Genomic DNA, 15,973 nt, shown 5'->3' on the forward strand with positions numbered 1-15,973 from the left:
CGCGCATGCGATCAGCACGCGGCAGGGTCCTGCCCTCGATGTCCTGAAGGGAACCCGGAAGCAGATCTCAGGGCGGCGCTCGAACTGAACTCGACAACGTGAGGTCTCGTCGCTCTGTCAACGGCATGAGCGCATGCCTTGCCCAGGGCGGACGTTACATGTAACTTCTTTGGTATGTCTGTTCGTGAGCGCGTGAGCGCGTACCGGGCGCGGATGCGTGCGCAGGGACTCCGTCCTGTCCAGATCTGGGTTCCGGATGTGCGCGCGCCCGAGTTCGCTGCGGAAGCTCATCGGCAGTCGGCACTGGTCGCGGCGGCTGCGGGGGCCGCCACCGACATGGACTTCATCGAGGCGATCTCCGAAGACTGGGACGAATGAGACGGGGCGACATTGTCACCGTGGCCGGCGGTGTGTATGCCGGCAAGCCTCGACCGGCGCTCATCGTTCAAGACGACAGGTTCGACGCGACGGATTCACTCACCGTCTGCCCCTTCACCACCACCGAGGTGGAGGCCCCGCTACTTCGCGTGCTCGTACGGGCCGATGAGCACAGCGGCCTGAGTCGCGACTCCTACCTGATGGTGGACAAAGTGACCACGGTCCGGCGCAGCAACGCGCACTTGGTGATCGGTCGACTGGAAGCTACTACCCTCGTCGAGTTCGAGCGCCGACTGTTGGTCTTCCTCGGCTTCGGCAACTGAGCCCCAGAGGGCGGCACGCTGGGCGGCAGTCTGCCCGGGAGTAGCGGCGCTGCGGAGCCGTCTGCCGGTGCGGGGACGGGCATGGGGGTTCTGATGATGGTTGGGCATCTCAGGCAATCCCCTGGCTGGGGGTGATGCCGAGGCTCCGGTTAGCCCCGGTCTTTCATGACGGTGCCGACGACGGCATCGCTGCGTGGGGTGAGTCGATGACGGTGCGCGGGTACGACGTTGGGCCGGCTGGCGCTGCCGGGCTGCGGTTCTCCGGGTCGTGATGTCGTGGGCGGACGGGGGGTCAGGCGGGTTGTGGGATCGCGGCGATGTTGGCGAAGACTGCGACGATCGCGGCCGCCCATGGCCACGACTCGGGTATCCGCAAGCGTCGTCGGCGGGCGCTGTGAGTCAGCCGGGCTGGGACGTGAAGGAAGCGGTAGCGCAGCGCTTTCGGCTCACACGCCGCCAGCGACTTCGCGTCTCCGGTCAGTGCGAGGAGCCGGGTCCATGCGGTCAGGTCGGCAGCGATCTGCACCAGCATCAGCCACACCCGGTTGATCTCGAACTCCCGCGACGGGAACCGCCCCAGCCCCGAGTCCTTGGCGTGCCGGATCCGGTCCTCGACCCGAGCGTGCGCCCGATGCCGGGCCTCGAGGAAAGCCAGTTGTCCGGTCGTGGTGTTGGTGACGAAGGCTTGGTAGCGCCAGCCGTCACGTTCCTCGAACAGCGACAGTTGGGCGCCGGGATGGGGTCGTTCGCGGCGCACGATGACGCGCATTCCGGTCGGCCAGCTGCTCAGGTCCAAGAGCCCGGTGAGCTCGGCGACGTCACCTCCTTCGCGGATCCCACCGTCGGCGTCCAGTGCCGGGGTCCAGACCTTCTTCGGGACCAGGTCGATGGCGTCGCGGATCTTCTCGGTGACCGCGAAACCCACGCTGTACTCCACGCTGCGGCCACGGACCCGGTTCTGCTCGGTAAGCCAGTCCAGCAGCTTGTGCGATGCGCCCGCGCCGTCGGAGCGGATGAGCAGCTTCTTGCGGTGCGTGCCGGGGATCTGCGCGATCGCGTCGGTGAGGACCTCGATGTGGTCGGCGGCGGTGTTCGAGCCGGCATTGCCAGCGCGGAGCTTGGCGGCGAGGAACTCACTCGTGTTGTCGCACCACACCCCGAGTGGGTGGAACCCGAAGGTCCGCTTGAACGTGGCCGCCGCGTTCTCCTTCTCGCTGTGGCTGATCACGATGGTCGCGTCGGTATCGAGCACGATCAGATCGTCAAGATCGGTCCCGGCGACCTTGCTCGCCGGGACGCCGTCAGGCAGCTGGGACCAGACCTGGCGGCGGACCCGCGCCCGCGCGTTCTGGATCCTCTTCAACCGGCCAGGTGTGACCTCGTCCAGTGCCCGCCACACCGTCGGCGCCGACGCGACACGGCCCAGCACGCTGGACTGGTGGCGCAGCACGTCGATGTCGGCGATCGCCTCCCCGCCGTCGGCGAGCATCACCGCGACGTCGGTCAGCACCCTGCCGCGGTCGTGACCGGGGACGAAGTTGCGGCGGACCATCACCTTGGACAACTCGGACGTGAGGCCGACCCGGTCGGCCAGAAGGCGGGTGGCGACGCTGCCCGCATGGGCCACCACGCCGACACCATCGGAGGTCACGGACAAGCCGGTAGACCACGAAGTACGCTTCACCTACGGAGTGCCTTCCGGTTCGGAGATCTTGAGTCGTCGCAAACCCAAGTTTCCCCTGCTGGACAGGCACTTCCGTGCTTCTACGCGCCGATCACACCCGAGTCTCGTGAACGATCCGGGCTAGCCGCAATTGTTTCCTGCCGCCGGGGGTTGTGCTCACCACGTACCCCGTCCAATCCCACTCTTCTGGCTCATCGAGGTCCTTCTTCTCGTCGAAGACCTTGTATACGTAGCGGGATGGGTGACCTGCGTCTCGTCCCCATCGGGCGACAAAGCTGCGATATGCGTAGACACGGTCAGGATGTCTGCCCTTGGCCCACACGACCTCGTTGCCCTCGTTGAGCTTCTCGAAGACGATCGGCACGTTTCACCCCCTCACGAACCACTAGTCAACAGCGTAACTCCGATAGCCACTAACCTAAGGGGATGCGTTGTCTGGAGGCTGGAAGAAGTCGAACGACCCTGGGTGCAACCCCGTGCTTCTCGCGAAGGGTGCCGGTTGAGCGCTGCCATCTCGATCGAGACGGCCCGCCTCTGCCTCCGGCGGCATCCCAACCGACCTGCTCACCTTCCTCGTGGTCAGGGTCGGCCCGCCCGAGTCCGAACTCTCGTCGGCGCCAACGCGCACGACCAGCAGCGTCGGGCATTCACCGCCACCCTCACCACGTACAAGTGGTCCAAGAGCGCGTCGGTGCTGGTGAGGACTTTTCCGCCCGACCATGCACGTCTTGAGAAGAACATTCGGCCCTGGGCGGCCAGCTCCGGTACGGGGGATAGAAAAAGCGCCTTCGTGACCAAGACGCTCATGCTGTTCATTGCATTTCACCGCAAGCAGCCGAGACGATCCTGGGTGGGGTCGCCACGACGGGTTTCCACCTGACCCTCAGGTCAGCGATGACCTGGCTCAGGGCGGCGTGGGTGGTTTTTTTGGGAACTAGCCCGAGAGGGTACCCAGCAGTCAGGTTGCTGGAAGGTCTTCGGGGACTGGCGTTGCGGATCGCAAACCGGCCGCACGTAACGCCGGACGCCTCCGCCCGATGGGGTCCAGGGACGCGGAAGGAATCGACATGACCGGTGACGTGCAGGCGATCCGTGGTGAGGACGGGCTCCTCCTGATCGGTGAGGCTGAGGATGTGGAGCGTCTCGTCGAGGCGGAAGGGTGGCGTGCCCGCACGCTCGACTCGGCGGCGATGACCCGGTTGACCGGTCTGGCGGCGGCGGGTCTGCACGGGGGCGCCGCGTTGGCGGCGGGATCGGGGCGGTGGGTGCAGCTGACGGCCGAGTCGGCGCAGAAGGTCTCCGAGATGGGGCTTTCTATCAGCTCCACGACGGGGAACGCCACCGGCGTGTTCCGGAACGCAGCGGGGCAGATCGCGGGTCACGCCGAGTTCGTCCCCAACCCCGCAATGTTGGCCAACCCCGCCGTTCTTGGTGGCGCGGCGGGTGTCATGGCGCAGGTGGCGCTGCAGCAGGCGATCTCCGAACTGCGCGACTACCTCGTCGTCATCGACGCCAAACTCGACGACCTACTCCGACGCCAGAAGGACGACATCCTCGCCGACCTCATCGGCGTCGGCATGCTCATCGAGGAGGCCTGCGCGATCCGCGATGAGGTGGGGTATGTCTCCGACATCACGTGGTCGAAGCTGCAGAGCGCACCCATGGGCCTCGCCCACGGACGCGCCTATGCCATACGCCAGATCGAGCACCTCACCGAGCAGGTGCGGGAGGCGGACTCCTTCTCGGCGCGGTCGGATGCGGTGAAGGCCGCGCGGGACGAGATGCGTGAGTGGCTGGCGGTGCTCGCCCAGACGACTCTGTTCCAGGACTCCCTCAGCGTCCTCGAGATCGAACGCGTCCTCGACGCCGCCCCCGAAGACGTCCCGCAGCACCGGCGGGCACTTCAGACGGTCCGAGAATCGCAGATCGCCGGCGTCGCCGCTCTGTTCGACCGCGTCGCGGACACGATGCAAGCGGCGGCGCAGGACGCCAACGGCAAGGTGCTCCTCCATCCCCGAACCGCGGCCGGGATCGTCACGTCGGCCAACAGCATGGTCGCCGACGTCGCCCTACTCCGCAGCAAGCTGGGCTTCGACGCCGCCGACAGCTCGATCGAAGCACGCCGTTGGGCTGCTGCCGCCGCTGACCTGCGCGATGCAGCAGTCGAGCGAAGCACCGACCAGCTCGACGCCCTCCGGCGGTTCGGCGATACCGCGGGCAACCGCGTCCGGGGCACGGCGCGTTCGCTTCGCGCTGTCCCCCGGGTACGCAAATCCCGCGAGCTGCCCCGCGGCGAGGCCGGGCAGTAGCGGATTCCTCCGTACTACGGAATCACGAGGGCGAAAGTTCCTACACGTGCGGCAGGTGTGTTGCGGGTGCTGCTTGGTTGACCGGTGGCGGGATGGGTGCCTCACGTCCGACACGTGTCGCGTGCCCGAGGCGGGCGGGTTCTCACGCGCTGAGCCAGGTGAGAACCCCTTCCAGATCCTCGCGCAGCGCAGCCCACGGCAGGCCGAGGTCCAGAGTCCGGGCGCCGATACGGTTGCCCTGGATCACGGCGTCGAGATCGGGCTGCGTCGTGGCGTCGGTCTTGGCGTAGAGGAGCATCCCGCTCACGGAGCCGTCACCCTGGCGGTCGGCGTTCTTGGTGTACGCGAGGACCTGGTAGAGGTTCGCCGAGTGCACGCTCAGTTTGCCGTAGGCCCCGGACTGCATCGAGGTGCCGTAGTACTTCGCGTCGATGATCAAGGCACGGTCCGGACCGCGCAGGGTCACGTCGGTGCGCATGGCCGGCAACTGTTCGACCCCGAACGAGGCCTCGCTGTCGTAATCCCATTCGACCGCCCGCGCAGCCGGTGACAGCTCCGGATGATGGAACGCGTAGTACTCCCGGATGAAGCGCTCATACAGGGTGCTCATCGCCTCGTCATTGAGCCACCCCGACAAGACGGCGTCGCCCGATTCCTCGGTCATCAGCAGACCCCGCACCACCAGCTCGCACACTCCCAACAGCATCCGGTACGACGCGGTGGCACGGTGATAGCTGAATCGACTCCACTGGATCTGCGACGGTGCGATCAGCGTGACGGCCTCCAGGTACGGCAAGAGGCGACGCAGCGCTTCCTTGCGGGCCGGCCCGACCTGACCGCGCCGGAGCAGCAGGACGACGACCGACTTCAAGGCGCGGTTCAGCGGTGTGTCCGGCTCGAACTCGTCAAAAGAGCAGACAACGCTCCCCGGAGACACCGCGCGACCCATGGCGGTTCGACTCACATCGATGCGGCCACGGACCCCGAGGAGCTGCTCCTCACGGCGCAGGTAGTCATGATGAAGCCCGCGCTTCACCTGAGCCGACAACCCCTGGGCCAGGATCTCCGCGAACAAGTCGTGCAGATGGTCGAAGCGTTCCGTCTCGGCAGGCCCCGAATCCGTCGCCCGGAGCGCCCTGAAGGCGTACGCCATCATCACGTAGACGTTCCGGATGACGATCGAGCGGTCCTTCACTGCACCGCAGCCCGCAACTTCGACGACCACTCCTGCACCCGGGCCGCCTCGTCGAACCAGTACTCCTCCAGGAGCGGGATGAGCTCGTCCTCGACGACCGACGACAACCAGCTGTCGTCCACCGAGACGTCCGTCGGGCACGACAAGAAGCTGTGGCCGATCTCGAAGCCGCGGCCGAGCGCCGGGTCGTCGGCGATGGCCGCGTTGAGGGAGACGACCGTCTCGACGAGGCGATCCAGCGTCGGGCTGCCCGCCTCGCTCTGCCATGCCGTGAAGCCGTCGGAGGTGAAACCGGGGCGCATCTCGAAGAACCCGAACCGCCGGCGCAACGCGTAGTCGAGCACCGCCAGGCTGCGGTCGGCGGTGTTCATCATCCCGATGAGGAACACGTTCGGCGGCACCGAGAATGTCTCGTTCTTGTACAGCAGTCGCAGCTCGTGCCCACGCTTGTCTGCCTCGATGAGCATGAGCAGCTCACCGAAGATCTTGGAGATGTTGCCGCGGTTGATCTCGTCGACGATGAAGAAATACGAGTGCTCCGGGTCGTCAGCGGCACGATTGCAGAAGCGGTAGAACGGCCCCTCCGCCAACATGAACCCGCCCGACTCCGTGGGTCGGTACCCCATCATGAAATCCTCGTACGAGTAGCTCTGATGGAACTGCACCACCTGCACCCGGCTCGGGTCCTTCGCGCCGATGATCGAATACGCCAGCCGCTTGGCCGCGAACGTCTTCCCGACCCCCGGCGGGCCGGCCAAGATGACGTTCTTCTTCCGCAGCAGCAGGGAAGACAGACGCTTGTATCCCGACTCGGGCAGGTAGACCTCGCTGAGGAAGCTCCCCTTGTCGTAGGGAGGCGTGGGGGGAGGCTTGGGAGGTTCATGCTCGTCCTCCGGGCCCACCACCAGAGCCTCCAGCTTGTCGACGTAGTCGTGATACCGGGTGATGTCGGTCAGAGTCTTCATGGCGGCGTCCCCGGGATGTGGCCACGAGCCCTTGTGCGTCCACTCGACCGACCGAACGTGACGGTGCTCCGCACGATCGGGCTCGTAGCGCGGACCTGATGTCACCACCCCGCGGCCGACGATCTCGCTGCGACCACGCTTGGCAAAGACGACGTCACCTTCGGTCATCTCGTGCTGGAACTGCCACAGCGCCAGCACGACGTTTCGCATCGATCCACCAGAACCATCAGGGTCCAATGCCTGCCGGATGGCCTCTCGGGACGAGAACTGTGCCAGATCCCCCACGCCGTCCCAGCCGATCCCCATGAGCCCCTTCTCGGAGAACTCGGGCCATGCGAACGCCTTCTCGCCGGGTGAGTAGAGCCAGTAGTGCGTCTCGCGCGGCTCCTGTCCCCCTCCGCCTTGTTCATCATCGTCTTGCTCTTCGTCGCCAGGCGAGGCCGGTGCTTTGCGCCACAGTTCGTCGACGCCCGGGGACCAGAAGTGGAAGGTACCCTGCTTCTCCGCGGCCAGCACTCCGCGGATCGCATACAGGTCGCGGTCGACAGCGTCGGGGCCGTCGCCGGAACCGCCACCGATCCGGTTCCTGAGTCCATCCCGGATCAGCTTCTTCATCTGGCCCGACGAGATGGGCTCGAACGCATCCGGCGCGGCGAGAAACTGCAGCGCATTGCGGATGTCCGCCTGATCGGAGTCGACGGCCAGCATCTGTCGCTGCAGTTGCCAGGGGTCTTGTCGAGCGGCCTCGCGGTCGGGCTCGGGCAGGTTCGCCCAATGCCGGACGAACGTGGCCGCCCAGATGATGTGCTTCCACAGCGCGCCGTTGTACGCCTGCCCGGGATTGAAGCCCGCCTCCCCCGACGGACGCTGGAGACTCGCGGACATGGCCTCAGGAATATGGACCGTTTCACCCAGGGGCGCGAGGACGCGCTCGACGTGCTCGCGTCGGGTCTTCGGGATCGCCGCCCGGACAGGCTGTTCACGCAGGAACACGAGCTCCGCGGCCAGGAGGACCACCGCGCGGGGAGCGCCCGCGAGCTGAACGTCGAACTTGTCCCACTGGCCGCTCTCGGTCCCCATGATCGGGTTGTCTTGCACCCGTGCCCGCAGGTCCTCGGCGGCTTCCGCAGTCCAGATCACGGTCTCCGGATCGATCGTCGACCGCCCGTCGCCGAGCATGTGGGAGATCAGCCCGCTGACCTCGCGGGCGATCTGCATGTCCGGTTCCGGCCGGGAGCGTGCCAGGGCCGCGGCCTGCGTGGGGTCCATGTCCGACTGCATGATCCCAGTCTCCGCTACCGTCCCCGCCGCTGTCCGGGCGCGGGGGGCACCCTTTCCTTCAGCCGCACGGGGTATTTCCCGATCCTTGGTGTATGACCACGCCACCACCCGTACGGCCCCGTCGATACCTCGGCGAAATCCTCGAGGACGCCGACTTCGTGCCCGAGGACGTCCTCGTCATCCGGCACGCCTACAAGGCAGACGGGCTGCGCAGCGCCGCGGACGTCACCCCCGACGCCGTCCGCGCCTACACACGCGGACAACTCCTCACCGGCGGCAAATTCCCGGCCGACCCGCCCCGCTGGTGGATCGTGTTCATCCCGGACACCGGCAACCGTGCCCGCCTGTACACGGTGTACGAGAACCACGGCGAACTCGAAACCGAGCGCACCGATACCGACCGCTACTTCGACCTGCGGGAGACGGACATCCTCGCCGATCAGCGTGACCACTTGGTCATCGAGTGGGGCAAAGACCCCATCAACTGGGTCAAGAGCGGCTACAGGGCATGGACGATGCAGGTCGTGGAGGCTGGTTCTCAAGGCGTCCGTTGATGGCCGCAGTAGACCCGTTGGATGCCGGGCCGGTCGGAGCAGGCGAAGACGTCCTCGGCGCGGCGTTTCAAAGACCGTCTCGGCGTGATGACCTCGACCAGGCCGGTGGGGACTCCGCTGCTGATAGTGGCGATGCCTAGACGGGCTCGCCGCCGGCGCTCGTGGAGTCACCTCCGCGCCCCGGCCAGGTCGCCCGAGGCGCGAATTACCAGCGTCCGTACGCCCACAAGCGCGGACATCACGTCAGGCGCCCACCTGCCACGCGTAGGCCCTGACAAGCTCATCCTCGAGGATGAGCTTGATGGCCCTCGCCTCGAGCTGCCGCACCCTTTCGCGCGTCACGCCGAAGAGGTGACCGACCTCTTCCAGAGTCATCGGTTCACCGCCACCCAGGCCGTGTCGAAGCTCCAACACTGTCCACAGACGGCCATCTCGGGACGTTCGAGCAAGACAGTCCTGCATGAGCCGCAAGAGCAAAGCAGGGCCGGAAGCATCGACGAGGGCGCTGGTGGGATCCTGCGCGACCAGTTCGGGCCGGTCCTCGGGAAGGTCGTCGATCCTGAAGACGGGCAGGAATGTCTCACGCGCGGCTTTGACCTGCTTGTCCGTCCAATCGCCACCCAAGCGTCCCGGGTTGGCAAGGACCTCGCGCCACGTCAGACTCTCCGCGCGTCGAGCACGGTCGACCCCCCGCGCGTCCTCCAGGGCGTGTACCGGAACTCGCACAACCCGGGACTGATCATCGATGGCCCGAGTGATCGACTGCCGGATCCACCAGGTGGCGTACGTCGAGAACTTGTTGCCCTGCCGATAGTCGAACTTCTCGACAGCATGCATGAGCCCCAAGTTTCCCTCCTGGATCAGATCCAGGAACAGCACCCCCGGCCCGTGTACCGCTTGGCGAGGGACACGACGAGACGGAGATTCGCCTCGATCATCCGCCGTTTGGCGTCCTGGCCGTCCTCCGCGATAAGCCGCAGTTCAGAGGCCGCTCGCCTGTGGGGGAAATCTCCAGCGGTCAGCCGGTGGCGGGCATAAAGCCCCGCCTCGATGCGCTTGGCAAGCTCGACCTCCTGCGTGGCATTGAGCAGTGGTACCCTCCCGATCCGCTTCAGGTAGTACTTGAGCGGGTCCGCCGGACCATCAAAGGCGGCGAGGCGTTCAGGCGCCGCGTCCGCATCGTTCTCGTCCACGACGAATCCGGATGATCTGTCGTCTGCGTCCGACGGCCGACCATTCTTCCTGCTCCGGACTGGGGTCTCGTCGTCCCAGAGTTCCGTCCCCACCCTGGGGAACGGCGCGGTACGGACGGAGCCGGTATCGGTTGCTGGCGGGACGGCCGGAAGTTCTTCATCCTTCGCGTGCGCCTCTTCTGGCGGCGGCAGGAGAGTCGGCTCCCTCGGCATCACCGGTACCGGCTGTCCCTGCAGGAAGGCCAGGAGGTCATCGACCCCGTCCCGTTCCAGATCGCTCACCAGCACCTCAGAAGCGTGCGGCATGAGTTCGTCGAACTCGGGAGGCTCGTCCCCGAACCGGGGATCCTCGGATGTCGAATTCGCGAAGACGACCACGAGCGTCGCCGACCGCCCATCCGACTTGCGCCGCACGAGACGCCCGAGCCGCTGGATCATCTGGCGGCGGCTCCGGCTTCGGGCCAGCACGAAACCCAGATCGACGTCTGGAACATCGACCCCTTCATCGAGGACCCGCGGGGCTGCCAGAGCGGCAATGTCACCCGAACCGAGAGCAACGAGATTCTCCTCGCGTTCCTCATCAGAGGACTCCCCGTGGACACTCTGCGCCCGGCACCCCCGCTCGATCAGTACTCGCGCCGCCTGATCCGCCGACTCGCGTGTCTGGGTGAAGACCAGGGTTCCCCGGCGCCCTCGAATCACGTCGCTGGTAGCGGCCAGCACGCGGGTCTTCCCGGAACAGCCGGCGAGGATCGAACGCCGCTCACTGAAGGCCTGCAAGTAGACCTTCGCGACGTACATCGCGGCCGTCTGCCTCTCGGCCGCAGCCTGCGCGGCCCGGAGAAATGCCATGCCTTCGGAGTCGTCGAAGCCGAACTGGGACACCAGTCTCCGCCGAGCTCTTCGCATCCGCTCGCCGGCCTCGTCGTAACGGTGTCGTTCGTGTGGCGCAAGATCCACACCGGCGAACGCGATTCGGTACGGGGCGATGACCCCAGCGGCCAGAGCCTCGCCGTACCCCAGCCGAAAGACGATGCCCCCGAAATACGCCGCCAAAGCACCATCTCCGTCGTCACCGCGGCGAGCGGTCGCCGACAGGCCGAGACGGCCGGAAAACCCCGGGAGTAGTGCGCGGGCAAAGGTCGGTGCCCCGTAACGATGACACTCATCGGCGACGAGGAGCGCGCCTTCCGCGTGGTCGGCGAAGAATCGTCGATTGAACGACTGCGGCGTCGTGATCAGCACATGCCACTCGTCCCGCGCGTAGTCCGTGCGAACCGCATGATCCGGAAAGCTCTTCTGGAGCACCCTCCGCCACTGCGACTGCAACACCAAGGTAGGGACCAGCACGACCGCCCGCCTCGCTTGCCGGAGGGCGTCTGCGATGACATGGATCCCCACGCGCGTCTTTCCCGCACCGGTGACGGCCTCGACCATGCCATGATCGCCGGCGTCTCTCCATGCTGTGATCGCCTCCTCTTGCCACGGGTACAGCGGCAGGTCCTCCAACGTTCCCACCGGTGGCATCGCAGGTGCGCGCGACACAGATGTGTCGGCACTCTGCGCGGCGAGCAGCTCGTCACGGCTGCGCCTCAGCAGTTCGAGGGACGTCTGGGCTGCGCTGATAGCCGAGAGGATGTCCTGCTCGCGGGCAGCCAGATCGGCCAACATTGCGTCGACCGAGTCCTGGCGGCTCTCAGCATCCACGTTCATGTTCCCTTCCAACAGCGAGATCATCGAGGCGACGGGCCGCGGTGTTACCGAAGCGTCCCTTCCACGGGTGATCGCCCGGATAGCACCGGCCAGGTTCCGGGCGTTCTCATCCGGTTACCGAACGCGGCAGCGGCGAACACAGGCATGGACCTTCCGCGCGCTCGAAGCGGGAGCGGGAATCAGCTGTGGCAGCATGCGGTCGACCTAGGCCCGCCAAACGTTTGCCGATCGAGACGGCTACAACCAATCAGCAACCATAATCATGGTCGACATTGGTCACGGCAGACTGTTTAGGACTCGCAGCACCAGCACTTTCAGTACCGGCCATGCGCCTGAGGCACGCGGCCAGGGACTCATCGAAATCCGGCGGGGCCGGGTCGAACCACGTGTGAGGCGGGCGGGCCAGCAGGAGGGCAGGCAACAGTGGGTGGCCGTCTCGCACGGGAATCTCCCACTCGCCCCAGCGGCAATCGTTGTCGAACATGTCCGAGACCAGCCCCCACTCGTCGTCACCGAGGAGATACTCCTCGTCGTCGGTTGCCGCCGCGCGCGGCGGAATGCCCTCGAACAGCTCGATCTCATCCTCGAGCATGTCCGGCGCCTCGGTCAGCGCGGCAGCGATGAGCACTTCGTCGATGAACGGACCCGGCCGGTCGAAGGGCAGAACCCCTGCTCGATCTCCTCAGCCAGCACATCGCACCGCCGACGCACGCCCTCGACCCAAGCCCTGTTCTCGCCGACCAGCACCAGCACCCGCAGATCGAATTGACAGAAGGGGCTGACGTCATGCAGCGGGTCCCGAGGCTCAGCGATCCACGGCTTCAGATAGAGGTCACTCCATGTGCCCAGCGTCGCCGACAACGCCCACGCCTGCCTCGGCGTCAAGCGCGGCGAATCACCCCAGGCCGTCAAAACGCCCCTGAGCGCCGCGTCGCCCATGCCGGCCGCTACACCGCCGACCAGCATTTGCTCACACTTGCTCGCAGTCTTCTCCCGCACCGATGAAGGGTCGGCCTCCCACCGCCGCCACGTGGCGAGGCTGACCGAGGCCCGCCGAGCTGCCTCTGTCTGAGTAAGACCCTTGGCGACGCGCTGCTTCACCCGTTCATTCATAGACGCAGACTACAGAGTGCTCAATGAGTACTCAATGTCGGTCTGTGGTTGGGTGTCCTTCCCCCAGGTGCGCCTCTAGCCACCTTTATCGGTCTAAAGTTCTACAGAACCGTCGGAGCGGAAGGAAAACGCCATGGGCCAGTGGCACCCGGCCTGCTGGGAGTCCGATGTGACCGGGGTCCCCCGCCGCGAGCGCCGATCGGGCGAATACCGGTGGTACCAGCCTGACCTTCTCGTGGATCGGCCACGCCTCGTCGAGCGGGAGCTGGCGCGACGAATCGCCCAGGTCGAGCGCCGTATCCGTTCGCTCGACGGCCCCGACGCTGACGTCCTCTCCTCGGTGGCGCGGTTCCTCCTTCGGTCCGAAGCCATCGCGTCGTCCCGCATCGAAGGCGTCGCCCCGTCGGCCAAGCAGGTCGCTCTGGCCGAACTGAGCAGCAGCGAGCAGGTGCACGGACTCAGCGCCCAAGCCCGACTCGTCGCCAACAACCTCACCGTCGTTCAAGAAGCATCCGGCCGCCTGGCCGACACCGACACCATCACGGCCGCAAACCTGGAGAGACTGCACGCCGCCCTCCTCGCCGACGAATCACGACTGCACGGCATCCGCACCCGCCAGAACTGGATCGGCGGCGCCGACCACCATCCCCTCGACGCAGAATTCGTCCCCCCGGCCGCCGAGCACGTCCCCGCGCTCGTCGCCGACCTCCTCGACTACGCATCAGGCGCCGCAGACTCGCCCCTGGTCCAAGCAGCCGTCGTCCACGCCCAGTTCGAGACGATTCACCCCTTCAGTGACGGCAATGGGCGCGTCGGCCGCGCCCTCATCCATACCGTCCTCACTAGACGTGGGCTGACGACCACGGCTGTCCTACCGATCAGCCTGGTTCTGGCGACACGAAAGGAGGAGTACGTCCGCGGGCTGACGGACTATCGGTTCGAGCAGGCCTCGGCTGCCGGCACGGAAGACGCCGCCATCAGCGCGTGGGTCAGCATGTTCGTCGAAGCCGCGGACGACGCCGTAGACCAATCACGCCGCATCATCCACGACATTCACGAGGTGCGCGCCGACTGGGAACAGCGGCTCATCGACCACCGGGAGACCCAAGGGCGTCGACGTGCTCTGCGATCCGACTCCACGACAGCCCACATCCTCGACGCGCTCCCGTCCGCGCCAGTGTTGACCGTCAGGACCACTGCCAACCTCTTCGACGTCAGCCCCAAAGCGGCGTCCGCCGCACTCGACGAGCTCGCCGCCGCTGAGATCCTCTCCACCAGATCCATCGCACGAGGAGCCCGCGCCTTCGTCGCCGACGACCTCCTCGACCTGATCACCGTCGCCGAACGACGACTCGCCAGCACGCGATTCGACACCCGCGAGTCCCCTCCCGTGCGCCCCGTCCCGGCACGGCCGCAGACATGACCGGAACCGCCGGCGCCGCAGGCCGGGTGCACGACAGATCCCCGGTACCGGCCGTCGTTGACGCGGACGATCCCGGCGTCCCTGAGTGAGGAGAGTGTCGATCGGAGATCGTCCGAGTCCCGGCCGAGTTCGCTGCGGAGATCCCCGACGGTCGCGCCACTCTGCTGGTGGATGACGAGGACAACCGCAGCCTCCTGATGCGGCAAGGGGCCCGGCATCTTCTCAGTGAGCCACCGCTGGATCTTCGGCACTTCGGCTCCGTGTCGCCGGAGCACCATGCGACGGTGAGTCGAGCGTCCGTCTACTCACGCTGCTGCATCAAGGACTACCTTGAACGACCGATGAGGACGACGCTGAGGCTCAGCTCACGATCGGCGCGTCGGACGACGAAGGGGAAGCGCATGAAGATGAAAGATGAATCGCCAATCCGGCCGGTTGGATGCATCCGATGTCATTTCATGACAACGGAATTGAATCGCCCCGGGTCTGATGGAGGCTCTCAATCCATGGAGGATGAGAGTCATGGCAGCACCCAGGAAGTACCCCGACGAGCTGCGTGAGCGGGCCACTCGGATGGCCGTTGAGTTGCGGCAGGACCCCGCCACGAAGCCGGGCGCTATCGCTCGTGTGGCCGAGCAGCTCGGGATGCATCCGGAGACGTTGCGCAACTGGGTCCGGCAAGCCGAGATCGACGGTGGAGTCCGGCCGGGCACCACGACGAGCGATGCGCAGCGGCTGGCCGAGCTCGAGCGGGAGAATCGCGAGCTCCGGCGGGCCAACCACATCTTGAAGACGGCCTCGGCTTTCTTCGCGGCGGAGCTCGACCGCCCCATCAACAGGTAGTCGCCTACATCGACGCCCATCGCCATGACGTGGTCGATGGGCGCGAGGTCGGGGTCGAGCCGATCTGCGCCGTGCTGAAGAAGGCCGGCGTGCAGGTCGCCCCGAGCAGCTACTACGCCGCCAAGACCAGGCCACCGTCCGCGCGTGCGATCCGCGACGCGGAGCTGGTCACCGACATCAAGGTCGCCCACAAAGCGAACCTGGGTGTCTACGGCGCCCGGAAGATCCATGCCGAGCTCAACCGCGAGGGCGTGAAGGTCGCCCGCTGCACCGTGGAGCGCCTCATGAAGGCCGAGGGCCTGCGTGGCATCCCGCGGGAGAAGACCCGCACGACCACCATCGGCGACGGAGCCGAGACCGAGCGGCCCGAGGACCTGGTCGACCGCAAGTTCGTCGCCACCGCGCCGAACCAGCTGTGGGTCGCCGACCTGACCTACGTCCGCACGCACGCCGGATGGACCTACGTTGCGTTCGTCCTGGACGTCTTCAGCCGGATGATCGTGGGCTGGCAGGTGTCCACCTCGCTGCGCACCGACCTCGCACTGGACGCGCTCGACATGGGGCTGTGGTCCCGGCAGCGGGCCGGCCAGGACGTCACCGGCCTCGTCCACCACAGCGATCGCGGAGTGCAGTATCGAGCGATCCGCTACACCGAGCGGCTCGCCGAGGCCGAGGCCGTCGCGTCGGTCGGATCGCGCGGCGACAGCTACGACAACGCGATGGCCGAGGCGCTCAACTCGCTGTTCAAGGCTGAATGCATCCGCAACCCGGCCATGCGCCCCAAGGGCGGCTGGAAGAACGTCGGCGACGTCGAGATCGCCGTCGCCGAGTACGTCGACTGGTACAACCACCGCCGCCTACACGGCGAGATCGGGCTCGTCCCGCCCGCCGAGCACGAGGCCAACCACTGGGCCACCATCACGCCCGAGCACTACCCTGAAGCACCCGTCCCGACCAGGGCTGGTACCAAGTAACCGAGCCTCCACGAAACCCGGGGCG

14 protein-coding genes and 1 pseudogene are annotated in these 15,973 nt (G+C 66.5%); 6 read left to right on the forward strand and 9 right to left on the reverse strand.

What is annotated here, in order from left to right; all coding sequences use genetic code 11:
• Positions 1 to 192 precede the first annotated feature (192 nt).
• Positions 193 to 378, forward strand: a complete 186-nt coding sequence (locus QQK49_RS18635) for an antitoxin MazE family protein (protein ID WP_284305286.1) — start codon at positions 193 to 195, stop codon at positions 376 to 378.
• Positions 375 to 701 (forward strand): type II toxin-antitoxin system PemK/MazF family toxin, encoded by a 327-nt coding sequence (locus QQK49_RS18640; protein WP_284305287.1) that lies wholly within the window; start codon positions 375 to 377, stop codon positions 699 to 701. Before QQK49_RS18635 ends, QQK49_RS18640 begins: the two co-directional genes overlap by 4 nt.
• A gap of 292 nt (positions 702 to 993) precedes the next feature.
• On the opposite strand, the gene QQK49_RS18645 is transcribed toward QQK49_RS18640, so the two are convergent.
• On the reverse strand, positions 994 to 2,385 hold the full coding sequence (locus tag QQK49_RS18645; RefSeq protein WP_284305288.1) for an IS1380 family transposase: 1,392 nt from the start codon (positions 2,383 to 2,385) through the stop codon (positions 994 to 996).
• 91 nt (positions 2,386 to 2,476) lie between these two features.
• Complete coding sequence (locus tag QQK49_RS18650; RefSeq protein ID WP_284305289.1) at positions 2,477 to 2,749, reverse strand: hypothetical protein; 273 nt, start codon at positions 2,747 to 2,749, stop codon at positions 2,477 to 2,479.
• Positions 2,750 to 3,452: 703 nt separating this feature from the next.
• Here QQK49_RS18650 and QQK49_RS18655 point away from each other — a divergent pair.
• On the forward strand, positions 3,453 to 4,694 hold the full coding sequence (locus tag QQK49_RS18655) for a hypothetical protein (RefSeq protein WP_284305290.1): 1,242 nt from the start codon (positions 3,453 to 3,455) through the stop codon (positions 4,692 to 4,694).
• Positions 4,695 to 4,836: 142 nt separating this feature from the next.
• Here QQK49_RS18655 and mcrC read toward each other — a convergent pair whose 3' ends face one another.
• Together mcrC and QQK49_RS18665 are read right to left on the reverse strand one after the other, a co-directional pair.
• Complete coding sequence (gene mcrC / locus QQK49_RS18660) at positions 4,837 to 5,919, reverse strand: 5-methylcytosine-specific restriction endonuclease system specificity protein McrC (RefSeq protein ID WP_284305291.1); 1,083 nt, start codon at positions 5,917 to 5,919, stop codon at positions 4,837 to 4,839.
• Positions 5,886 to 8,135 (reverse strand): AAA family ATPase, encoded by a 2,250-nt coding sequence (locus QQK49_RS18665; protein ID WP_284305292.1) that lies wholly within the window; start codon positions 8,133 to 8,135, stop codon positions 5,886 to 5,888. Before QQK49_RS18665 ends, mcrC begins: the two co-directional genes overlap by 34 nt.
• A 92-nt stretch (positions 8,136 to 8,227) precedes the next feature.
• Between QQK49_RS18665 and QQK49_RS18670 the strand changes: the two genes are divergently transcribed.
• A complete protein-coding gene (locus tag QQK49_RS18670) occupies positions 8,228 to 8,689 on the forward strand; it encodes a MerR family transcriptional regulator (RefSeq protein ID WP_284305293.1) in 462 nt (153 codons plus the stop codon).
• Here the strand turns inward: QQK49_RS18670 and QQK49_RS18675 are convergent.
• The 5 genes and pseudogenes from QQK49_RS18675 to QQK49_RS18695 all read right to left on the reverse strand — a co-directional run.
• Positions 8,670 to 8,802, reverse strand: a pseudogene (locus QQK49_RS18675) (ISL3 family transposase); the annotation flags it as partial. The gene QQK49_RS18670 and the pseudogene QQK49_RS18675 sit on opposite strands and share 20 nt — an antisense overlap.
• Before the next feature lie 130 nt (positions 8,803 to 8,932).
• The gene (locus QQK49_RS18680) at positions 8,933 to 9,568 is read right to left on the reverse strand and encodes a sigma-70 family RNA polymerase sigma factor (protein ID WP_284305294.1); all 636 of its coding nucleotides are present in this window, start codon (positions 9,566 to 9,568) and stop codon (positions 8,933 to 8,935) included.
• Positions 9,550 to 11,619, reverse strand: coding sequence for a DEAD/DEAH box helicase family protein (locus QQK49_RS18685; RefSeq protein WP_284305295.1), 2,070 nt, complete (start codon positions 11,617 to 11,619; stop codon positions 9,550 to 9,552). The genes QQK49_RS18680 and QQK49_RS18685 overlap by 19 nt, the downstream gene beginning before the upstream one ends.
• Positions 11,620 to 11,842: 223 nt before the next feature.
• Complete coding sequence (locus tag QQK49_RS18690) at positions 11,843 to 12,223, reverse strand: hypothetical protein (protein ID WP_284305296.1); 381 nt, start codon at positions 12,221 to 12,223, stop codon at positions 11,843 to 11,845.
• Positions 12,202 to 12,696, reverse strand: coding sequence for a helix-turn-helix domain-containing protein (locus QQK49_RS18695; RefSeq protein WP_284305297.1), 495 nt, complete (start codon positions 12,694 to 12,696; stop codon positions 12,202 to 12,204). The genes QQK49_RS18690 and QQK49_RS18695 overlap by 22 nt, the downstream gene beginning before the upstream one ends.
• Before the next feature lie 145 nt (positions 12,697 to 12,841).
• Between QQK49_RS18695 and QQK49_RS18700 the strand changes: the two genes are divergently transcribed.
• Positions 12,842 to 14,131: a Fic family protein gene (locus tag QQK49_RS18700; protein ID WP_284305298.1), complete on the forward strand. Its 1,290-nt coding sequence runs from the start codon at positions 12,842 to 12,844 to the stop codon at positions 14,129 to 14,131.
• Positions 14,132 to 14,653: 522 nt separating this feature from the next.
• A protein-coding gene (locus tag QQK49_RS18705; protein ID WP_284305299.1) for an IS3 family transposase occupies positions 14,654 to 15,948 on the forward strand; the annotation gives its coding sequence in 2 pieces (ribosomal slippage) (positions 14,654 to 14,933 and positions 14,933 to 15,948; 1,296 coding nt in all).
• Positions 15,949 to 15,973 lie beyond the last annotated feature (25 nt).

The organism is Mobilicoccus caccae (genome assembly GCF_030161635.1).
Classification (GTDB): Bacteria; Actinomycetota; Actinomycetes; order Actinomycetales; family Dermatophilaceae; genus Mobilicoccus; species Mobilicoccus caccae.

What these genes read in the sequence shown, in the direction of transcription:
- QQK49_RS18640 (WP_284305287.1), top strand. Translation starts at nt 375, where the DNA reads ATGAGACGGGGCGACATTGTCACCGTGGCCGGCGGTGTGTATGCCGGC.
- QQK49_RS18670 (WP_284305293.1), top strand. Translation starts at nt 8,228, where the DNA reads ATGACCACGCCACCACCCGTACGGCCCCGTCGATACCTCGGCGAAATC.
- QQK49_RS18655 (WP_284305290.1), top strand. Translation starts at nt 3,453, where the DNA reads ATGACCGGTGACGTGCAGGCGATCCGTGGTGAGGACGGGCTCCTCCTG.
- QQK49_RS18685 (WP_284305295.1), bottom strand. Translation starts at nt 11,619, where the DNA reads ATGATCTCGCTGTTGGAAGGGAACATGAACGTGGATGCTGAGAGCCGC.
- QQK49_RS18700 (WP_284305298.1), top strand. Translation starts at nt 12,842, where the DNA reads ATGGGCCAGTGGCACCCGGCCTGCTGGGAGTCCGATGTGACCGGGGTC.
- QQK49_RS18665 (WP_284305292.1), bottom strand. Translation starts at nt 8,135, where the DNA reads ATGCAGTCGGACATGGACCCCACGCAGGCCGCGGCCCTGGCACGCTCC.